At 62.4% G+C, this 14,378-nt stretch carries 15 protein-coding genes and 3 tRNA genes; 10 read left to right on the top strand and 8 right to left on the bottom strand.

The window, feature by feature from the left end; genetic code table 11:
- Positions 1–6 precede the first annotated feature (6 nt).
- Together U5768_RS27205 and U5768_RS27200 are read right to left on the bottom strand one after the other, a co-directional pair.
- Positions 7–1,176 (bottom strand): exonuclease domain-containing protein, encoded by a 1,170-nt coding sequence (locus tag U5768_RS27205; protein ID WP_322033466.1) that lies wholly within the window; start codon positions 1,174–1,176, stop codon positions 7–9.
- A gap of 279 nt (positions 1,177–1,455) precedes the next feature.
- A complete protein-coding gene (locus tag U5768_RS27200) occupies positions 1,456–1,659 on the bottom strand; it encodes a cold-shock protein (protein ID WP_028205165.1) in 204 nt (67 codons plus the stop codon).
- Between the two features lie 413 nt (positions 1,660–2,072).
- On the opposite strand from U5768_RS27200, the gene U5768_RS27195 reads away from it, so the two are divergent.
- Both U5768_RS27195 and U5768_RS27190 read left to right on the top strand, forming a co-directional pair.
- Positions 2,073–2,273, top strand: coding sequence for a hypothetical protein (locus U5768_RS27195; RefSeq protein ID WP_322033465.1), 201 nt, complete (start codon positions 2,073–2,075; stop codon positions 2,271–2,273).
- Between the two features lie 536 nt (positions 2,274–2,809).
- A complete protein-coding gene (locus U5768_RS27190) occupies positions 2,810–3,958 on the top strand; it encodes a porin (RefSeq protein WP_322033464.1) in 1,149 nt (382 codons plus the stop codon).
- Positions 3,959–4,048: 90 nt separating this feature from the next.
- On the opposite strand, the gene greB is transcribed toward U5768_RS27190, so the two are convergent.
- The gene (gene greB, locus U5768_RS27185) at positions 4,049–4,612 is read right to left on the bottom strand and encodes a transcription elongation factor GreB (protein ID WP_322033463.1); all 564 of its coding nucleotides are present in this window, start codon (positions 4,610–4,612) and stop codon (positions 4,049–4,051) included.
- Positions 4,613–4,766: 154 nt separating this feature from the next.
- Here greB and U5768_RS27180 point away from each other — a divergent pair.
- Together U5768_RS27180 and U5768_RS27175 are read left to right on the top strand one after the other, a co-directional pair.
- Positions 4,767–4,843: transfer RNA gene (locus tag U5768_RS27180), tRNA-Arg, on the top strand.
- An 81-nt stretch (positions 4,844–4,924) separates the two neighbouring features.
- Positions 4,925–5,001: transfer RNA gene (locus tag U5768_RS27175), tRNA-Arg, on the top strand.
- Between the two features lie 62 nt (positions 5,002–5,063).
- Here the strand turns inward: U5768_RS27175 and U5768_RS27170 are convergent.
- From U5768_RS27170 to U5768_RS27150, 5 genes are all read right to left on the bottom strand, one after another.
- On the bottom strand, positions 5,064–5,543 hold the full coding sequence (locus tag U5768_RS27170; RefSeq protein ID WP_322033462.1) for a phage protein NinX family protein: 480 nt from the start codon (positions 5,541–5,543) through the stop codon (positions 5,064–5,066).
- A 78-nt stretch (positions 5,544–5,621) separates the two neighbouring features.
- A complete protein-coding gene (locus U5768_RS27165) occupies positions 5,622–7,988 on the bottom strand; it encodes a bifunctional (p)ppGpp synthetase/guanosine-3',5'-bis(diphosphate) 3'-pyrophosphohydrolase (protein ID WP_322033461.1) in 2,367 nt (788 codons plus the stop codon).
- Positions 7,989–8,138: 150 nt separating this feature from the next.
- Positions 8,139–8,342 (bottom strand): DNA-directed RNA polymerase subunit omega, encoded by a 204-nt coding sequence (gene rpoZ / locus U5768_RS27160; RefSeq protein ID WP_006400783.1) that lies wholly within the window; start codon positions 8,340–8,342, stop codon positions 8,139–8,141.
- A 40-nt stretch (positions 8,343–8,382) separates the two neighbouring features.
- Positions 8,383–9,096: a guanylate kinase gene (gmk, locus tag U5768_RS27155; protein ID WP_322033460.1), complete on the bottom strand. Its 714-nt coding sequence runs from the start codon at positions 9,094–9,096 to the stop codon at positions 8,383–8,385.
- A gap of 14 nt (positions 9,097–9,110) precedes the next feature.
- The gene (locus tag U5768_RS27150; protein WP_322033459.1) at positions 9,111–10,049 is read right to left on the bottom strand and encodes a YicC family protein; all 939 of its coding nucleotides are present in this window, start codon (positions 10,047–10,049) and stop codon (positions 9,111–9,113) included.
- 303 nt (positions 10,050–10,352) lie between these two features.
- On the opposite strand from U5768_RS27150, the gene rph reads away from it, so the two are divergent.
- The 6 genes from rph (at position 10,353) to U5768_RS27120 (ending at position 14,287) form a co-directional block, all read left to right on the top strand.
- On the top strand, positions 10,353–11,093 hold the full coding sequence (rph, locus tag U5768_RS27145; protein ID WP_322033458.1) for a ribonuclease PH: 741 nt from the start codon (positions 10,353–10,355) through the stop codon (positions 11,091–11,093).
- Positions 11,086–11,733: an RdgB/HAM1 family non-canonical purine NTP pyrophosphatase gene (gene rdgB / locus U5768_RS27140; protein ID WP_322033457.1), complete on the top strand. Its 648-nt coding sequence runs from the start codon at positions 11,086–11,088 to the stop codon at positions 11,731–11,733. The genes rph and rdgB overlap by 8 nt, the downstream gene beginning before the upstream one ends.
- A 44-nt stretch (positions 11,734–11,777) precedes the next feature.
- A complete protein-coding gene (hemW, locus tag U5768_RS27135) occupies positions 11,778–12,947 on the top strand; it encodes a radical SAM family heme chaperone HemW (RefSeq protein WP_322033525.1) in 1,170 nt (389 codons plus the stop codon).
- Between the two features lie 65 nt (positions 12,948–13,012).
- A tRNA-Ser gene (locus U5768_RS27130) sits at positions 13,013–13,102 on the top strand.
- Positions 13,103–13,432: 330 nt separating this feature from the next.
- On the top strand, positions 13,433–13,645 hold the full coding sequence (locus U5768_RS27125; protein ID WP_322033456.1) for a hypothetical protein: 213 nt from the start codon (positions 13,433–13,435) through the stop codon (positions 13,643–13,645).
- A 120-nt stretch (positions 13,646–13,765) separates the two neighbouring features.
- The gene (locus U5768_RS27120) at positions 13,766–14,287 is read left to right on the top strand and encodes a TonB family protein (RefSeq protein ID WP_322033455.1); all 522 of its coding nucleotides are present in this window, start codon (positions 13,766–13,768) and stop codon (positions 14,285–14,287) included.
- The last annotated feature ends 91 nt before the right edge of the window (positions 14,288–14,378 follow it).

Here is a 14,378-nt window from a genome sequence, read left to right as displayed (position 1 = left end):
GGCTGGCTACCAGACCGCGCTAGCGATGCCATCAGCCGCGGCCGGCTGCAGCACCTGCACGCGCAGTCCGCGTTCGAAGTGCGTCTGCAAAATGCGCCACGTCGAAGGCTCGAATACGCGCTCGGCGTTGCCGTCCACCAACGCTTCGGCTTCGGCCGTGTTCGGAAACGCGCCGATATAGCACCAGCGATCGATCAGGTGATAAACGTCGGCGCCGTTCGTCGAGTCCTGCTCCAGCACGACCACTGCGCCGTCGAACGGCCACGGCGCCGCCCCGGGACCGGCGGGATCGCGCTTCGACACACGCGGCACCCGATTGAACGAAGGCTTGAGCGCGGCGATCCATTGCGCCTCGACGAGCAGCGCGCCAAGCTCGCCGCCTGTCGCACGCCACTCCACACGGCGCACCTGCTGCGCCATCCGCTGCTCGCGTGAAGAACGCCGGTCCCCCGAAAGATGCGCCCGCACGCGCTGGCGCACCCGCACGCTGCGCCCCACGTAGAGCGGCGCATCGTCCTCGCCGTAAAACGCATATACGCCGTGGCCGGCCGGCGCCGTTTCGATGAGTTCGTCGGTGATATCGCCCGCGAGTACGTGCCGGCGCGTCATGCGCTCGATCTGCGAGGCGAGCGCCTCCCCCGGCACCAGCGCCGGCAGACGCTGCCAGAACTGCCAGAGGAGATCGGCGTCGGCGAGCGCGCGGTGGCGATCCGACGGCACGAGCGCATGGCGCTCGACCAGCGCATCGAGCCCGTGGCGTTTTTCAGCCGGGAAAAGCGCCCGCGACAGCCGCACCGTGCACAGCACATCGGGATGGAAGGAATAGCCGGCGCGCTCGAATTCCGCGCGCAGAAAACCGCGGTCGAAGGCCGCGTTGTGCGCGACGAAGAGCTTGCCCGCGAGTCGCCCATGGAGGTCCGCGGCGATGTCGGCGAAGCGCGGCGCGCCTCGCACCATCTGGTCCGTGATGCCGGTGAGCTGCTGGATAAAGGGCGGAATGGGCTGACCGGGATCGACGAGCGTGCTCCATCGCTTCACCTGCCCTTGCGCCACCTCCACCACGCCAACTTCCGTAATCCGGTGCTCGCCTGTTGAACCGCCGGTCGTCTCGAGGTCTACGAAGACGATGGGAAGGTCGCCGGCGGGCTGCGCGGCGCTCAAGGAGGATTCAAGCATGGTGAAACGACAGAGGAAATGGAAAACGGCCCAAGTATGCACTGTTTAGACGCCACGCGCCGACGGTTCCGACAACGTAACGGGGACTTTCTGCTTTTCGTAAAACCCGAATGAGAAAAATCCCAAGATCCCAGGGTTTTCCCGATTAAAATCCGCGAGTAAAAGCGTAGCCACGAATATTGCGTGAATATCAATAAGCCAAAAATAAAAAAGCCCCGGGGTTAGCCCGGGGCCTGCTCCTGCATGAGCGCTCGCGTGGCGAGCGCCCGCACGCTGTACTTACAGCGGCTGGATGTTCGCTGCCTGCTTGCCCTTCGGGCCGACCTTGACGTCGAACGACACACGCTGGTTCTCCTTCAACGACTTGAAGCCGTCGGCGCGGATTTCCGAGAAGTGTGCGAACAGATCGTCGCCGCCGGCGTCAGACGTGATGAAGCCAAAGCCCTTCGCATCGTTGAACCATTTGACGATACCGGTTTCCATGTTTCAGTTTCCCTCGAGATTTTAATGGCGCGGGTAATAACCCTCACGCCGTATCCAGCCAATTCCCGCCGTTCCGCTTCAACGAATTCCACGCGTCTGGAATTGCAGCGGAACGAAAATCAGCTTTGCCGTTATACGGGGAACGTCAATCGCCAGTCAAGCGAATTTTTTATAACAGCTTTCCCGATTCAACGATAAAAGCGGCACGCATCAAAAAGTGCTCAGAATCGTATGCGATTCGAATCACCCTAATAAAGATGCGTCATTTTTACGCGATTATCTCGCGCACGTCATTTCTACCGGGAAGTTTTCCCGAAGTGTAACAATTCGTGTCAAACGTAAGTGTTTCTCCCGGTTGTTCGAGTAATACATTCAATTCATGATCCATATTGTTAGCGGCATCGGAGGTCATCATGCTGACAACTCTTCGGCGATGGATTCACTGGCTCGTACAAACGGACGGCATTACGCCAACGGCGGAGGAAGCCGGGATGTATGGCGCATGGCACGGGGACCACTGGCACAACCTGCTGTGTTCCCCTATGGACGCCAGGCACTACGTAATGGAAGACTGGAGCCTGCAACCGGAGCCGCCCCACTCGGGCACCCGCTAAGCGGTGCGCGTGGCGTGTGGCCTGAAGACGGGCAAAAAAAAAGCGCGGCTGAAAGGCCGCGCCGACAAAGGTTTGGAGATCTTTTTCGTCAACGAAAAAGTCTGCTTCGGAAAGCAGCGATTCAAGTATAGCCGGGCACAGGTCTGACGATTAAGTATACGACGCACAATCATCTGTTACGTCGGACGCAATAATCGGTTTGCATCGATTTAAACCGCTTTTCGCAGTCGATTGTTGTAGCGATCGCACAACGCTCCCGCGGTTGACAGTTTCATCCCCTCCCTGAGAAATCCGCTCAAAGCCTTTACCAGCAGGGCTTAAGGCGAGCGAGATAATCATTTCCGATATCGCAATACTTTATTGCGAATTTCGGAATACCCCCTCTTCGAGCACCCTCTCTACACTCTGCCTGTCTGGAAACCATCTTGGGCGGATTAATCCGCACCACGCGAACTTTGCCTCTCGCTGCGCTTCGCATGGATGGTTTCCCAAACAGGGTTCAACGAAACCCACCTCTGTTCTCGGAGTTTACAAAGATGAAAAAGACTCTCATGGTCGCCGCCCTGACGGGCGTTTTTGCAACGGCTGCACACGCGCAAAGCAGCGTTACGCTGTACGGCCTGATCGACGCAGGCATCACCTACGCAAACAACTCGGGTGGCCACAGCCTGTGGAAGGCATCGAGCGGCACGGTCAACGGCAGCCGTTGGGGCCTGCGCGGCGCTGAAGACCTCGGTGGCGGTCTGAAGGCCATCTTCACGTTGGAAAACGGCTTCAACATCATGAACGGTACGGCTAGCCAGTCGAGCCGCATGTTCGGCCGTCAAGCATTCGTTGGTCTGGCAAGCGACCAGTTCGGCGCGGTCACCCTCGGTCGTCAGTACGACTCCGTGGTCGACTACCTCGCACCGCTGTCGAATACCGGCACGCAATACGGTGGCACGATCGCCGCTCACCCGTACGATAACGACAACCTGAACAATTCGGTTCGTTTCAACAACACGATCAAGTACTCGAGCGTCAACTACGCTGGCTTCAAGTTCGGCGGCACGTACTCGTTCTCGAACAGCAGCGAATTCGCGAACAACCGTGCGTACAGCGTCGGCGCATCGTACAACTGGGGCGGCCTGAACGTTGCGGGCGGTTATCTGCACGCGAACAGCGACATCAACAATCTGCAACTCGGCGTTGCCAACTCGGGCGCGCAAACGGGTGAATACACGTTTGCTGCAGGCCGTCAAAGCACGTTCGGCGGCGGCGTGAACTACACGTTCGGCCCGGCAACGGCTGGCTTCGTCTACACGCAGACGCAACTGGGCAACGCGGTTGGCATTTCGCCCACGCAGTCGGGTAGAACGAATGGCGTCTCGCTGGGCGATAGCAGCGCACGCTTCCAGAACTTTGAAGGCAACGTCCGTTACGCTCTGACCCCGGCCCTGAGCCTGGCTGGCGCGTACACGTACACCCGTGCGAGCTTCGCCGGCGGCGTGAACCCGAACTACAACACGGTCGCTCTGCAGTCGGACTACGCACTGTCGAAGCGCACGGACGTCTACCTGCAAGGCGACTGGCAGCACGTGTCGTCGAACCAGGACGGTATCGGCGCTTACCTGAACGGTCTCGGTTCGGCTTCGACCCGTCAAGACCAGATCGCTGTGACGGTTGGTATGCGTCACCGCTTCTAAGCAGCACGCAGCTGGCCGCTTCGGCCAGCACTGCAGCTAAAAAGGCACCTTCGGGTGCCTTTTTTATTGCGCGGCGAACGACGGATGCATTCAGGCGCGCGGCGGCGGATAGCGCACGTCCAGCACGTCGATCGGCTCCGGCCCCGCGGGCGTGTGCAACGTGACCTGATCGCCGATCTTCGCCTTCAGAAGCGCCCGCGCGATCGGCGAAATCCAGCTCACGTGCCCATGGTCGAGATCGACCTCGTCGATGCCGACGATCGTGATGGTGTGCGCCTCGCCGTCTTCGGTGCCGTACTCGACGGTCGCCCCGAAAAACACCTGGTCCACGTTCTCCTGCCGGCTGCTGTCCACGACTTCGGCCAGATCCAGCCGCTTCGTGAGAAAGCGGATGCGGCGGTCGATTTCGCGCAAACGGCGTTTGCCATAGATGTAGTCGCCGTTTTCGGAGCGGTCGCCGTTCGACGCCGCCCACGAGACGAGCTTGACCACTTCGGGCCGCTCCTCGTCTATCAGATGCAGCAATTCGCTGCGCATGCGCTCGTAGCCGGCGGGCGTCATGTAGTTCTTCGTGCCGGCGGGAATTTCGGAGTGACCGGCTTCGAGATCGTCGTCGTCGTTGTCGGTCGATTCTTTGACAAAGGCCTTGTTCATGATGGGATCACTGCGGTACGTGTACTGACTGATTCATTGCCGTGCGTCACAGCTATGCGTCGCTACTGTCAGCGTACACGAACCTCGCCGCAAGACAAATCACGACAAGGGCCTTCCCTTTTTTTGAAGCCCTGCTATAATCTCTTTTCTGCGTGCGGCTGTAGCTCAGTTGGATAGAGTACTTGGCTACGAACCAAGGGGTCGTGGGTTCGAATCCTGCCAGCCGCGCCACTTATTCGAAACGTTTCTCGTCTGTTTGAGCCGGGAAGGGTTTCAAGCTGTATAGTGTTATTAGTAGTATCGTTTTAGCGTGCGGCTGTAGCTCAGTTGGATAGAGTACTTGGCTACGAACCAAGGGGTCGTGGGTTCGAATCCTGCCAGCCGCGCCACCCATTGAAGAAGGGCCTTTCCGTATGGAAAGGCCCTTTGTCTTTTCAGCGTCTTTTCCGCATTAGCGCGGCGGCGTGCCGATGTCGCCGATCTGCGCATCGGGACGCGGCAGATCCTCAACGTCGCCAATCGCGCTGGGCTCCGCCACGGGCTCCATGCCCATTCCTAGCAATGCCTGGGGCTGACGCACCATCTCCCCTACCGTCTCGCCAAAACGGCTCGTCACGAACGCCCGCAGCAACGCCTCGCGCGTCGTTTCGCCGTAGGCTTGAATCGCGCCCGACTCACCCTCGAACTCGGCCACGCAGGAGGCCGGCTCGCCTTCGCGCAGCTCGATGCGCTTTGCGCGCTCCAGCACCACGCCGGCCGCCTCCCACGAATCGCTGGGCATGAAGCGGCCATCCCAGGGCCGCCCGCGGTCGTTGCCACGCACGGCGACTGTCTCGCCACTGTCGGTGAAATAGATTTCGCGCACGAAGTCCGGCAGACTGCGCGCCACCCAGTAATCGAGCGCGAGGCCGGTGAGTTCAGCTACGTTCATTGCGAGTCCCTCGTTTCAGGTCGAAGGAAGATGGCGACGCGACCGGCAAGCCCAGTCAGGCCACCGCAAAGTATCGAATCAATAATCGGCGCGTTCGCGCTCGATTCGCATGCCGCCGTCGTGGCGATGGTGCCCGTCGTCGCTCGAACGCTCGCGCGCAATGCGCATCACGTCCGGATTCGTGCGCACGCGGCGCATGACGTTCGCGAGGTGCACGCGGTCGCTCACCTGTATCACGAAGCGCAGCATGTTCGATTCTTGTGCCAGATCGTCGTCCATGGCGATGTGCACGATATTGGCGTCCGCTGACGTGATGTCGGCCGCCACGCGCGCAAACACGCCCTTGGTGTTTTTCACGAGCACCTTCACGGCGACGTCGAACAGACGGCCCGGCTGCGGCGCCCACGCCACGTCGATCCAGCGGCCCGGGTCGCGCCGGTGGATACGCTGCGCGACGCGGCAGTCGGTCGTATGGATCGCCATACCGAGACCGATGCCGATGTAGCCCATGATGTCGTCGCCGGGGATCGGGCGGCAGCAAGCCGAAAGCTGCACCGACATTCCCTCGGTGCCCGTGATGACCACAGGCGGCGCCGGCGGCGCGTTCGGGTCGCGCGGCGGATGATGATGCTCGGCGTCGTCGGCGTCCAGGCCGTTCATCAGCACTTCGATGCGCTTGGCCATGACCGCCGCCACGCGCCGGCCAAGACCGATGTCGGCGAAAATTTCCTGGCGGTTCTTGTTGCCGGTCCACAGGACCAGCTTTTCCCACACTTCCGGCGTGACTTCCGATAGCTGGTAGCCGTAACCCTTGAGCGCCTGGTCGACGAGCCGTTCGCCCAGTTGGACCGACTCCGTGAGACGCATCGTCTTCAGATAGTGCCGGATCGCCGAACGCGCCTTGCCGGTGCGCACGAAGCCGAGCCACGCCGGATTCGGCTTGGAGTACGGCGCGGTGATCACCTCGACGATATCGCCGCTCTTGAGTTCGGTGCGCAGCGGCAGAAGTTCGTTATTGATCTTCACTGCCACGCACTGGTTGCCCAGGTCGCTGTGGATCGAATAAGCGAAGTCGAGCGCCGTGGCGCCGCGCGGCAGCGCCATGATCTTCGACTTCGGCGTGAACACATACACGGCGTCCGGGAACAGGTCGATCTTGACGTGTTCGAGGAATTCGCTCGAGTCGCCCACTTCGCTCTGGATGTCGAGCAGCGACTTGAGCCACTGGTGCGCGCGCTTTTGCACGTCGTTGAGGTCCGCGCCGCCGTTCTTGTAGAGCCAGTGCGCGGCCACGCCCGCCTCGGCGATTTCGTGCATCTTGCGCGTACGCACCTGGAACTCGATAGGCGCGCCGAACGGGCCCACGAGCGTCGTATGCAGGGACTGATAGCCGTTCACCTTGGGAATGGCGATGTAGTCCTTGAACTTGCCCGGAACCGGCTTGTACAGCGCATGGAGCGCGCCGATACACGTGTAGCACTCGAGCGCCGACTCGACCACGACGCGAAAACCGTACACGTCGAGCACCTGCGAGAACGACAACTGCTTGTCGCGCATCTTCTTGTAGATGCTGAAGATGGTTTTCTCGCGGCCCGTGACTTCGGCGTCGAGCTTCGCGTCGGCAATGGCGCGCTGCACCGCTTCGAGAATCTTGCTCACCACTTCGCGCCGATTGCCGCGCGCGGCCTTCACCGCCTTTTCGAGCGTGGCGTAGCGATTCGGGTTGAAGTTCGCGAAGCTCAGGTCCTGCAGCTCGCGATAGGTGTTGTTCAGGCCCAGACGGTGCGCGATGGGCGCGTAGATGTCGATGGTCTCGCGCGCCACGCGGCGGCGCTTCTCGGGCGGCACTGCGCCGAGCGTGCGCATGTTGTGCAGGCGGTCGGCGAGCTTCACGAGAATGACGCGCACGTCGCGCGCCATCGCGAGGAGCATCTTGCGGAAATTTTCCGCCTGCGCTTCCTCGCGGTTGCGAAACTCCATCTTGTCGAGTTTCGACAGGCCGTCGACCAGTTCCGCGACTTTCGCGCCGAAGCGCTCGGCGAGTTCCGCCTTGGTCACGCCCTGGTCTTCCATCACGTCGTGCAGGAGCGCGGCCATGATGGACTGCGCGTCGAGCTTCCAGCCGGCGCAGATTTCGGCGACGGCGACGGGATGGGTGATATAGGGTTCGCCGCTCTGGCGATATTGCCCGAGGTGGGCTTCATCGCTGAAGTGGAACGCCGCCTTGACTTCCTTGATCTCCTCGGGCGTGAGGTAACCGGAAAGCGCGGCGGTCAGATTGGCGATGGAGACGACCCCGTGCTTGCGGGGCTGCTCCGGCGTCGCGGTCGGTCCGAACAGATGGCGAAACGACTGTTCGAGAACCGCGTCGATGTAATTGCGCGCAGGGCTCGCGGTCTCGGCTTCCTGGTCCACCTCGGTGGCCGGCGAGGGCGTAAGGCTCATGTTCCCCTCCGTATCAGGTTTGGCGTTGACGGTTGATGCCGGTTGTTGCAACTGCGCGTGCTACGAACTACGTGCCTAACGACTACGTGCCTAACGGAATGCGGGAATACGCGCGGGAATGTGCGCGAACGCGCCCTTAGTCCGACAACTTCAGACGGGCACCTTCTTCAGCATTTCGAGGCCGACCTGGCCAGCCGCGATCTCGCGCAGCGCGACAACGGTTGGCTTGTCGCGGCTTTCGATCTTGGGCGTGTGACCTTGTGCGAGCTGGCGGGCGCGATACGTCGCGGCGAGCGCCAGTTCGAAACGGTTCGGAATCTGTTTCAGACAGTCTTCGACGGTGATGCGGGCCATGTCGTGTTCCTTCTCATTCTCAGCAGGTTCTTATTCTACCTTATGTGCCCGATGCGCCGGGCTGCGGGTGATGGATACCGAGCTGCACGAACAGCTCCGTATGCCGTGCGTATTGCGAAGCGAAGCGCAAGCGCGTGGCGCTCACGATATTGCGCAGCTCCTGCAACGCGCGATCGAAGTTCTCGTTGATCACGACGTACTCCGATTCGCTCGCGTGCGCGATCTCGCTGCCCGCTGCGAGCAGGCGTCGCGTGATGACGTTCGGCTCGTCTTCGCCGCGCTTTTTCAGGCGGTCGGCGAGCGCTTCGAGCGAGGGCGGCAGGATGAAAATTTCCACGGCGTTGCGGAACTGCTTCTTCACCTGCTGCGCGCCTTGCCAGTCGATTTCGAGCAGGACGTCATGGCCGATTTTCATCTGGTCTTCGATCCACACGCGCGACGTGGCGTAGTAGTTGCCATGCACTTCCGCGCTCTCGAGAAACTCGCCCGCGGCGTGACGCGTGAGGAAGTCGTCGACGTTCGTGAAGTGATAGTGCTCGCCGTCGCGCTCCTTGGAACGCGGCGCACGCGTCGTGTACGAAACCGACAGGCGGATCGCGCTGTCCTCGGCGAGCAGCGCGTTCACAAGCGTGGACTTGCCCGCACCCGAAGGCGCCACCACCATGAAGAGGTTGCCGGGATAGTTGCCCGCGTAGGGATTGCGCTTCTTGTCGTGCTTCGCATCCGCATGCGGTGCGCTGGTGTGGTCGGTCATGTTCGTTGCTTCCTTCATTCGAGATTCTGAACCTGCTCGCGCATCTGCTCGATGAGCAGCTTGAGCGTCATCGAGGCGTCGGCGAGTTCCTTCGCGGCCGCCTTCGAGCCAAGCGTGTTCGCTTCGCGGTTGAGTTCCTGCATCATGAAGTCGAGACGCTTGCCGACACGGCCGCCCTTCTCGATCACGTGACGCGTTTCGTTCAGGTGCGCGGTAAGGCGCGAGAGTTCTTCGGCGATGTCGATGCGAATGCCGTACATCGTCACTTCCTGGCGAATGCGCTCGGCAATTTCCTCGCGCGAAATATTGCCGATGCTGCCGCCGTTGCCGTTGCTATCCGGCGCGGCAATGCCGAGCGCTTCCTGCAGACGCTCGACGATCTTCTGCTGGTGCTTCGCGATCAGCTCCGGCACGAGCGGCGTGATACGCGCGACGATCGCCTCCATTTCTGTGACGTTCGCGAGCAGCATGTTGGCGAGCTGCGCCCCTTCGCGGCCGCGCACTTCGATCAGATCGGCGATGGCCTGCTTGCCGCAGCCGAGCACGGCGTCGCGCAGCACTTCGGCCGCCACGCCGCTTTCCGCGAGCACGCCGGGCCAGCGCAGGATCTCGCCCGTGCGCAGACGGCCCGACTCGGGAAAGGCTTCGAGCACGGCGCGCTCGAGCCCGGCGAGTTGATCGAGCGCGTCGCGGTTGAGCGCGCCCGCGTTGGCGCCCTGCTCGCTGCGCTGAATGTTGATGCGGATATCGACCTTGCCGCGCGAGAGCTTCGTCATCAGCATTTCGCGCAGCGTGGGCTCGCACACGCGCACGTCTTCGGGCATGCGGAAATTCAGGTCGAGAAAGCGCGAATTCACCGTGCGCAATTCGACGGAAACACTGGCGCCGCCCGTGCCCGAAGCCGCAGCCAGCTCGCGCGTGGCGCTGGCATAGCCGGTCATGCTGTAAATCATGGTTCGTCTCGCGAAGAAAGCCGTGGCGTCGTGCGCAGGGCGCGCGGGTCACGGCGAAGGAATCGAGGCGCCCGGCGTGTTGTCGCGAATGGACGAAAAGCGCGGGGCGGAGAAACCGTATTATCCCATTTTTGGGGGCGCGCCTTCGCAAGCGCGGGCTCCATGGCGCCGCCGGCCTGAGCGTGTCCCTTTTTGCCTTCCCGCCATCCTCCCGCCGCCTTCGGGCCGCGCCCATCGCGAGCCGCGCTTAGGCGGTAAAATCATGGTTTCCCCTTCCCTCTCGTGCCCTCGCGCACCTTCACGATGACCCAATCCAACCAGCGCCCCTCGGGCCGCGCCGCCGACCAGCTTCGCGAAGTCCGCATCACCCGCAATTACACGAAGTACGCCGAAGGATCGGTCCTCGTCGAGTTCGGCGACACGAAGGTGCTGTGCACCGCCAGCGTGTCGGAAAGCGTGCCGCCGTTCCTGCGAGACAAGGGCCAGGGCTGGCTCACCGCCGAATACGGCATGCTGCCGCGCGCGACGCACACGCGCAGCGACCGCGAAGCCGCGCGCGGCAAGCAAACGGGCCGCACGCAGGAAATCCAGCGCCTGATCGGCCGCGCCATGCGTGCGGTATTCGACCTCGAAGCGCTCGGCGCGCGCACCATCAACCTCGATTGCGACGTGCTGCAAGCCGATGGCGGCACGCGCACCGCGAGCATCACAGGCGCGTTCGTCGCGGCTCACGACGCCGTCTCGAAGCTGCTGGCCACGGGCCGTATCGAACGCTCGCCGATCAGCGACTACGTGGCCGCGATTTCGGTCGGCGTGTACGACGGCGTTCCTGTGCTCGACCTCGACTACGACGAAGACTCGCAATGCGACACCGACATGAACGTCGTCATGACGGGCTCCGGCGGCATGGTCGAGGTCCAGGGCACAGCGGAAGGCGCGCCGTTCTCGCGTGAAGAACTGAACGCGCTGCTGGACCTCGCGCAAAGCGGCATCCGCTCGCTGATCGAGAAGCAAAAGGCCGCGCTGGAGATTTCGCATGGCTGATCAGCAGCCAGATTCAGCGGCTAACACCGCGGCTCACGCGCTCGCGCGCGTCGTGCTCGCGTCGAACAACGCGGGCAAGCTGCGCGAGTTCGCGGCGCTCTTCGGCGCGGCCGGCATCGAGCTTGTGCCGCAAGGCGCGCTCAACGTGCCCGAAGCCGAGGAGCCGCATCCCACTTTCGTGGAGAACGCGCTTGCCAAGGCGCGGCACGCGGCGAAGCTCACGGGCCTGCCCGCACTCGCCGACGACTCAGGCCTGTGCGTGCGCGCGCTGCGCGGCGCGCCGGGCGTGTATTCGGCGCGCTACGCGCAGCTTGCCGGCGGCGAGAAGAGCGACGCGGCGAACAACGCGCTACTCGTCGCGAACCTGAAAGATCACGCGGATCGCCGCGGCTACTACTACTGCGTGCTAGCACTCGTGCGTCATGCGGACGACCCCGAGCCGCTGATCGCCGAAGGCCGCTGGCACGGCGTGGTGCTCGACGCGCCGCGCGGCGACAACGGCTTCGGCTACGACCCTTACTTCTACGTTCCCGAGCTTGAGGCCACGGCCGCCGAACTCGATCCGGCGCTCAAGAACGCGTCGAGCCATCGCGCGATCGCGTTGCGCCAACTGCTCGCGCGACTTCGGGAGGACGCGTGAGCGAGCAGCATCGAATCGGCATCGAAGTCGTGAAGTCGTTCACGATGCCTGGCAGCATTCGGCTCGCTTCGCTGCCGCCGCTCGCGCTCTACGTGCATTTTCCGTGGTGCGTGCGCAAGTGCCCGTATTGCGATTTCAACTCGCATGAATGGAAAGGCGAGCGCTTCCCCGAAAACGATTATCTCGACGCGCTGCGCGCCGATCTCGAGCACGCGTTGCCGCTCGTATGGGGACGCCAGGTGCATACGGTGTTCATCGGCGGGGGCACGCCCAGCCTGCTTTCCGCGGCGGGTCTCGACCGGCTGCTTTCGGACGTGCGCGCCCTGCTGCCGCTCGACGCCGACGCCGAGATCACACTCGAAGCGAACCCCGGCACGTTCGAGGCCGCGAAGTTCGCGCAGTTTCGCGCGAGCGGCGTGAACCGGCTCTCGGTGGGCATCCAGAGCTTCAACGAAGCACACCTGAAGGCGCTGGGCCGCATTCACGACGCGGCGCAGGCGCGCCACGCGGTCGAAGTCGCGGCGCATACTTTCGACAACTTCAATCTCGACCTGATGTTCGCGCTGCCTCAGCAAACGCTTGCCGAGTGCGAGGCCGACATCGAGACCGCGCTCTCGTTCAAGCCGCCGCATCTGTCGCTGTATCACCTCACGCTCGAACCGAACACGCTATTCGCGAAGTTCCCGCCACCGCTCCCCGACGACGACCAGTCCGCCGACATGCAGGACTGGATTCACGAGCGCACGAGCGCAGCGGGATACGGACGCTATGAGGTGTCGGCTTACGCGCAGCCGGGTCGCCAGTCCAGGCACAACCTCAACTACTGGCGCTTCGGCGACTATCTCGGCATCGGCGCAGGCGCGCATACGAAGCTCTCGTTTCCGAACCGCATCGTGCGCCAGGCGCGCTACAAGCATCCGGCGACCTTCATCGAGCAGGCACGCGCCGGCACGCCGGTCCAGGAAGAGCACGAAGTGAGCGCGCGCGATTTGCCGTTCGAATTCATGCTGAACGCGCTGCGACTCGTGGAGGGATTTCCGGTGCACCGTTTCATCGAGCGCACAGGTCTGCCGATCACGACGATCGAACCGGCGCTGCAGGAAGCGGAACGGCGCGGGCTCATCACGCGCGATTACGAAAAGATCGCGCCGACGGAGTTGGGACAGCGTTTTCTGAACGACTTGCAGGCGCTCTTTCTCAAGGACCCGCACTGAGGTCGATCTGCATCGACTGAGCGAGTGCCGCCGCGCTTGCGTTTCGGGTTACAATGCGCGGCTCCGGAGGTGTGGCAGAGTGGTTGAATGCACCGGTCTTGAAAACCGGCGAAGGGGTAACCCTTCCGTGAGTTCGAATCTCACCGCCTCCGCCAATTCATGAAACCCTGGCGCTTCGCGGCGTCAGCGTGTCCTCAAAGCGGCCGGCCTTCAGGCCGAAACACCGTTAATCAATTCGATGCTGCTCCGCCACGCGAAAACGCGTGACGAATTATCGCGTTGAAAATAATCAGGACTACGAGATATTTGATATGGCAGGCGGCGCACCGTAGGACGGATCCCTGCCGCCGCCCGAGGGCGTGCCTTGCCATCGAGGGTCGATTAAAGGGTCGAGAGAAATAATCCACCCAGCAAACCACACCCAAAACACTAGGTGAAAACCCTAATCATGAGGTAAAATCCGACCCATCGATGGGAAGATCACCATGCCGCACCAATATCAACTGCTCGAAAAATTCGCATTTACACTTGTCGTTCTGTTCGCCGTAATGTGCTCCAGCTACATCGCGTGGGAAACGTCGCCCAACCTGCGCGACAACTTCCAGGTAGGCAAGGAGCTGTTCCTGAAGAGCGGCGAATACTCGTACGCGTGCGCAACAACCGCGGCCGACCCTTGCGCGCAGTTCCCGGTCGAATAAGCATCCCCAGGCACCTTCGCCGTTCTGCGTGTCCCGCGAACTACGCGGGACAGTGCTGATTGCTTCCCGCCGCGTATCGTCTAAGCTCGAATTCAAGTCCTGCTTCCGAGCTTGTTCGACATGCTCATTTGCGTCCAGTGGTCATGCGGTCCGTCCGCAACGCGCGCCTTCCTCGCACGGCGCCTCGGTCTGCCTGTGCTGTTCGCGATTCTCGGTTGCCTTGGCGCGTGCACGATCACGCCGCCGCCCAAACCGCTCGTCGCCATCCCACCGGCTGCAATCAACAGCGTCACGCTCGACGACTACCGCACCACGGTCGCGAAACACATCGTCGCGCGCAGCCCATCCTACGTTCTGCACGGCACACCGCAAGCCATGCTGCGCTCGCTCGTGGTCGTGTCCTTCACGGTCAATCGCAATGGCCAGATCGTGAAGTCATCGGTCTATCGCACCAACGGCGACGACGAAGCCGAAGCCACCGCCCTCGCGACGCTGCGCCGCGCCGCGCCGCTGCCGCCCCCGCCCGGCCGTCTGCTCAATTCGGCAGGCCAGCTAGAGATGTTCGAGGACTGGCTCTTCAACGACAACGGCAAGTTCCAGTTGCGCACGCTCGCCACGCCGCAGGCGCAGAACTTCCAGTGACATAAAACGCTTGCGCCACCTGCTTACGCCCGCCTTGCTGCACGGTGCGCACGGTCGTTATAATTTTTCGCTATCCCCCGCCGGCGCCAGC

It is taken from the genome of Paraburkholderia sp. J76, assembly GCF_905220295.1.
Lineage (GTDB): Bacteria > Pseudomonadota > Gammaproteobacteria > Burkholderiales > Burkholderiaceae > Paraburkholderia.
The sequence above is the reverse complement of the archived record's forward strand: the minus strand, read 5'-3'. Positions and strand labels throughout refer to the sequence as shown.

Bases quoted from the DNA above. Each gene is read 5' to 3' on its own strand.
- U5768_RS27205 (WP_322033466.1), bottom strand. From the start codon at position 1,176: ATGCTTGAATCCTCCTTGAGCGCCGCGCAGCCCGCCGGCGACCTTCCC.
- U5768_RS27200 (WP_028205165.1), bottom strand. From the start codon at position 1,659: ATGGAAACCGGTATCGTCAAATGGTTCAACGATGCGAAGGGCTTTGGC.
- U5768_RS27195 (WP_322033465.1), top strand. From the start codon at position 2,073: ATGCTGACAACTCTTCGGCGATGGATTCACTGGCTCGTACAAACGGAC.
- U5768_RS27190 (WP_322033464.1), top strand. From the start codon at position 2,810: ATGAAAAAGACTCTCATGGTCGCCGCCCTGACGGGCGTTTTTGCAACG.
- greB (WP_322033463.1), bottom strand. From the start codon at position 4,612: ATGAACAAGGCCTTTGTCAAAGAATCGACCGACAACGACGACGACGAT.
- U5768_RS27170 (WP_322033462.1), bottom strand. From the start codon at position 5,543: ATGAACGTAGCTGAACTCACCGGCCTCGCGCTCGATTACTGGGTGGCG.
- U5768_RS27165 (WP_322033461.1), bottom strand. From the start codon at position 7,988: ATGAGCCTTACGCCCTCGCCGGCCACCGAGGTGGACCAGGAAGCCGAG.
- rpoZ (WP_006400783.1), bottom strand. From the start codon at position 8,342: ATGGCCCGCATCACCGTCGAAGACTGTCTGAAACAGATTCCGAACCGT.
- gmk (WP_322033460.1), bottom strand. From the start codon at position 9,096: ATGACCGACCACACCAGCGCACCGCATGCGGATGCGAAGCACGACAAG.
- U5768_RS27150 (WP_322033459.1), bottom strand. From the start codon at position 10,049: ATGATTTACAGCATGACCGGCTATGCCAGCGCCACGCGCGAGCTGGCT.
- rph (WP_322033458.1), top strand. From the start codon at position 10,353: ATGACCCAATCCAACCAGCGCCCCTCGGGCCGCGCCGCCGACCAGCTT.
- rdgB (WP_322033457.1), top strand. From the start codon at position 11,086: ATGGCTGATCAGCAGCCAGATTCAGCGGCTAACACCGCGGCTCACGCG.
- hemW (WP_322033525.1), top strand. From the start codon at position 11,778: ATGCCTGGCAGCATTCGGCTCGCTTCGCTGCCGCCGCTCGCGCTCTAC.
- U5768_RS27125 (WP_322033456.1), top strand. From the start codon at position 13,433: ATGCCGCACCAATATCAACTGCTCGAAAAATTCGCATTTACACTTGTC.
- U5768_RS27120 (WP_322033455.1), top strand. From the start codon at position 13,766: ATGCTCATTTGCGTCCAGTGGTCATGCGGTCCGTCCGCAACGCGCGCC.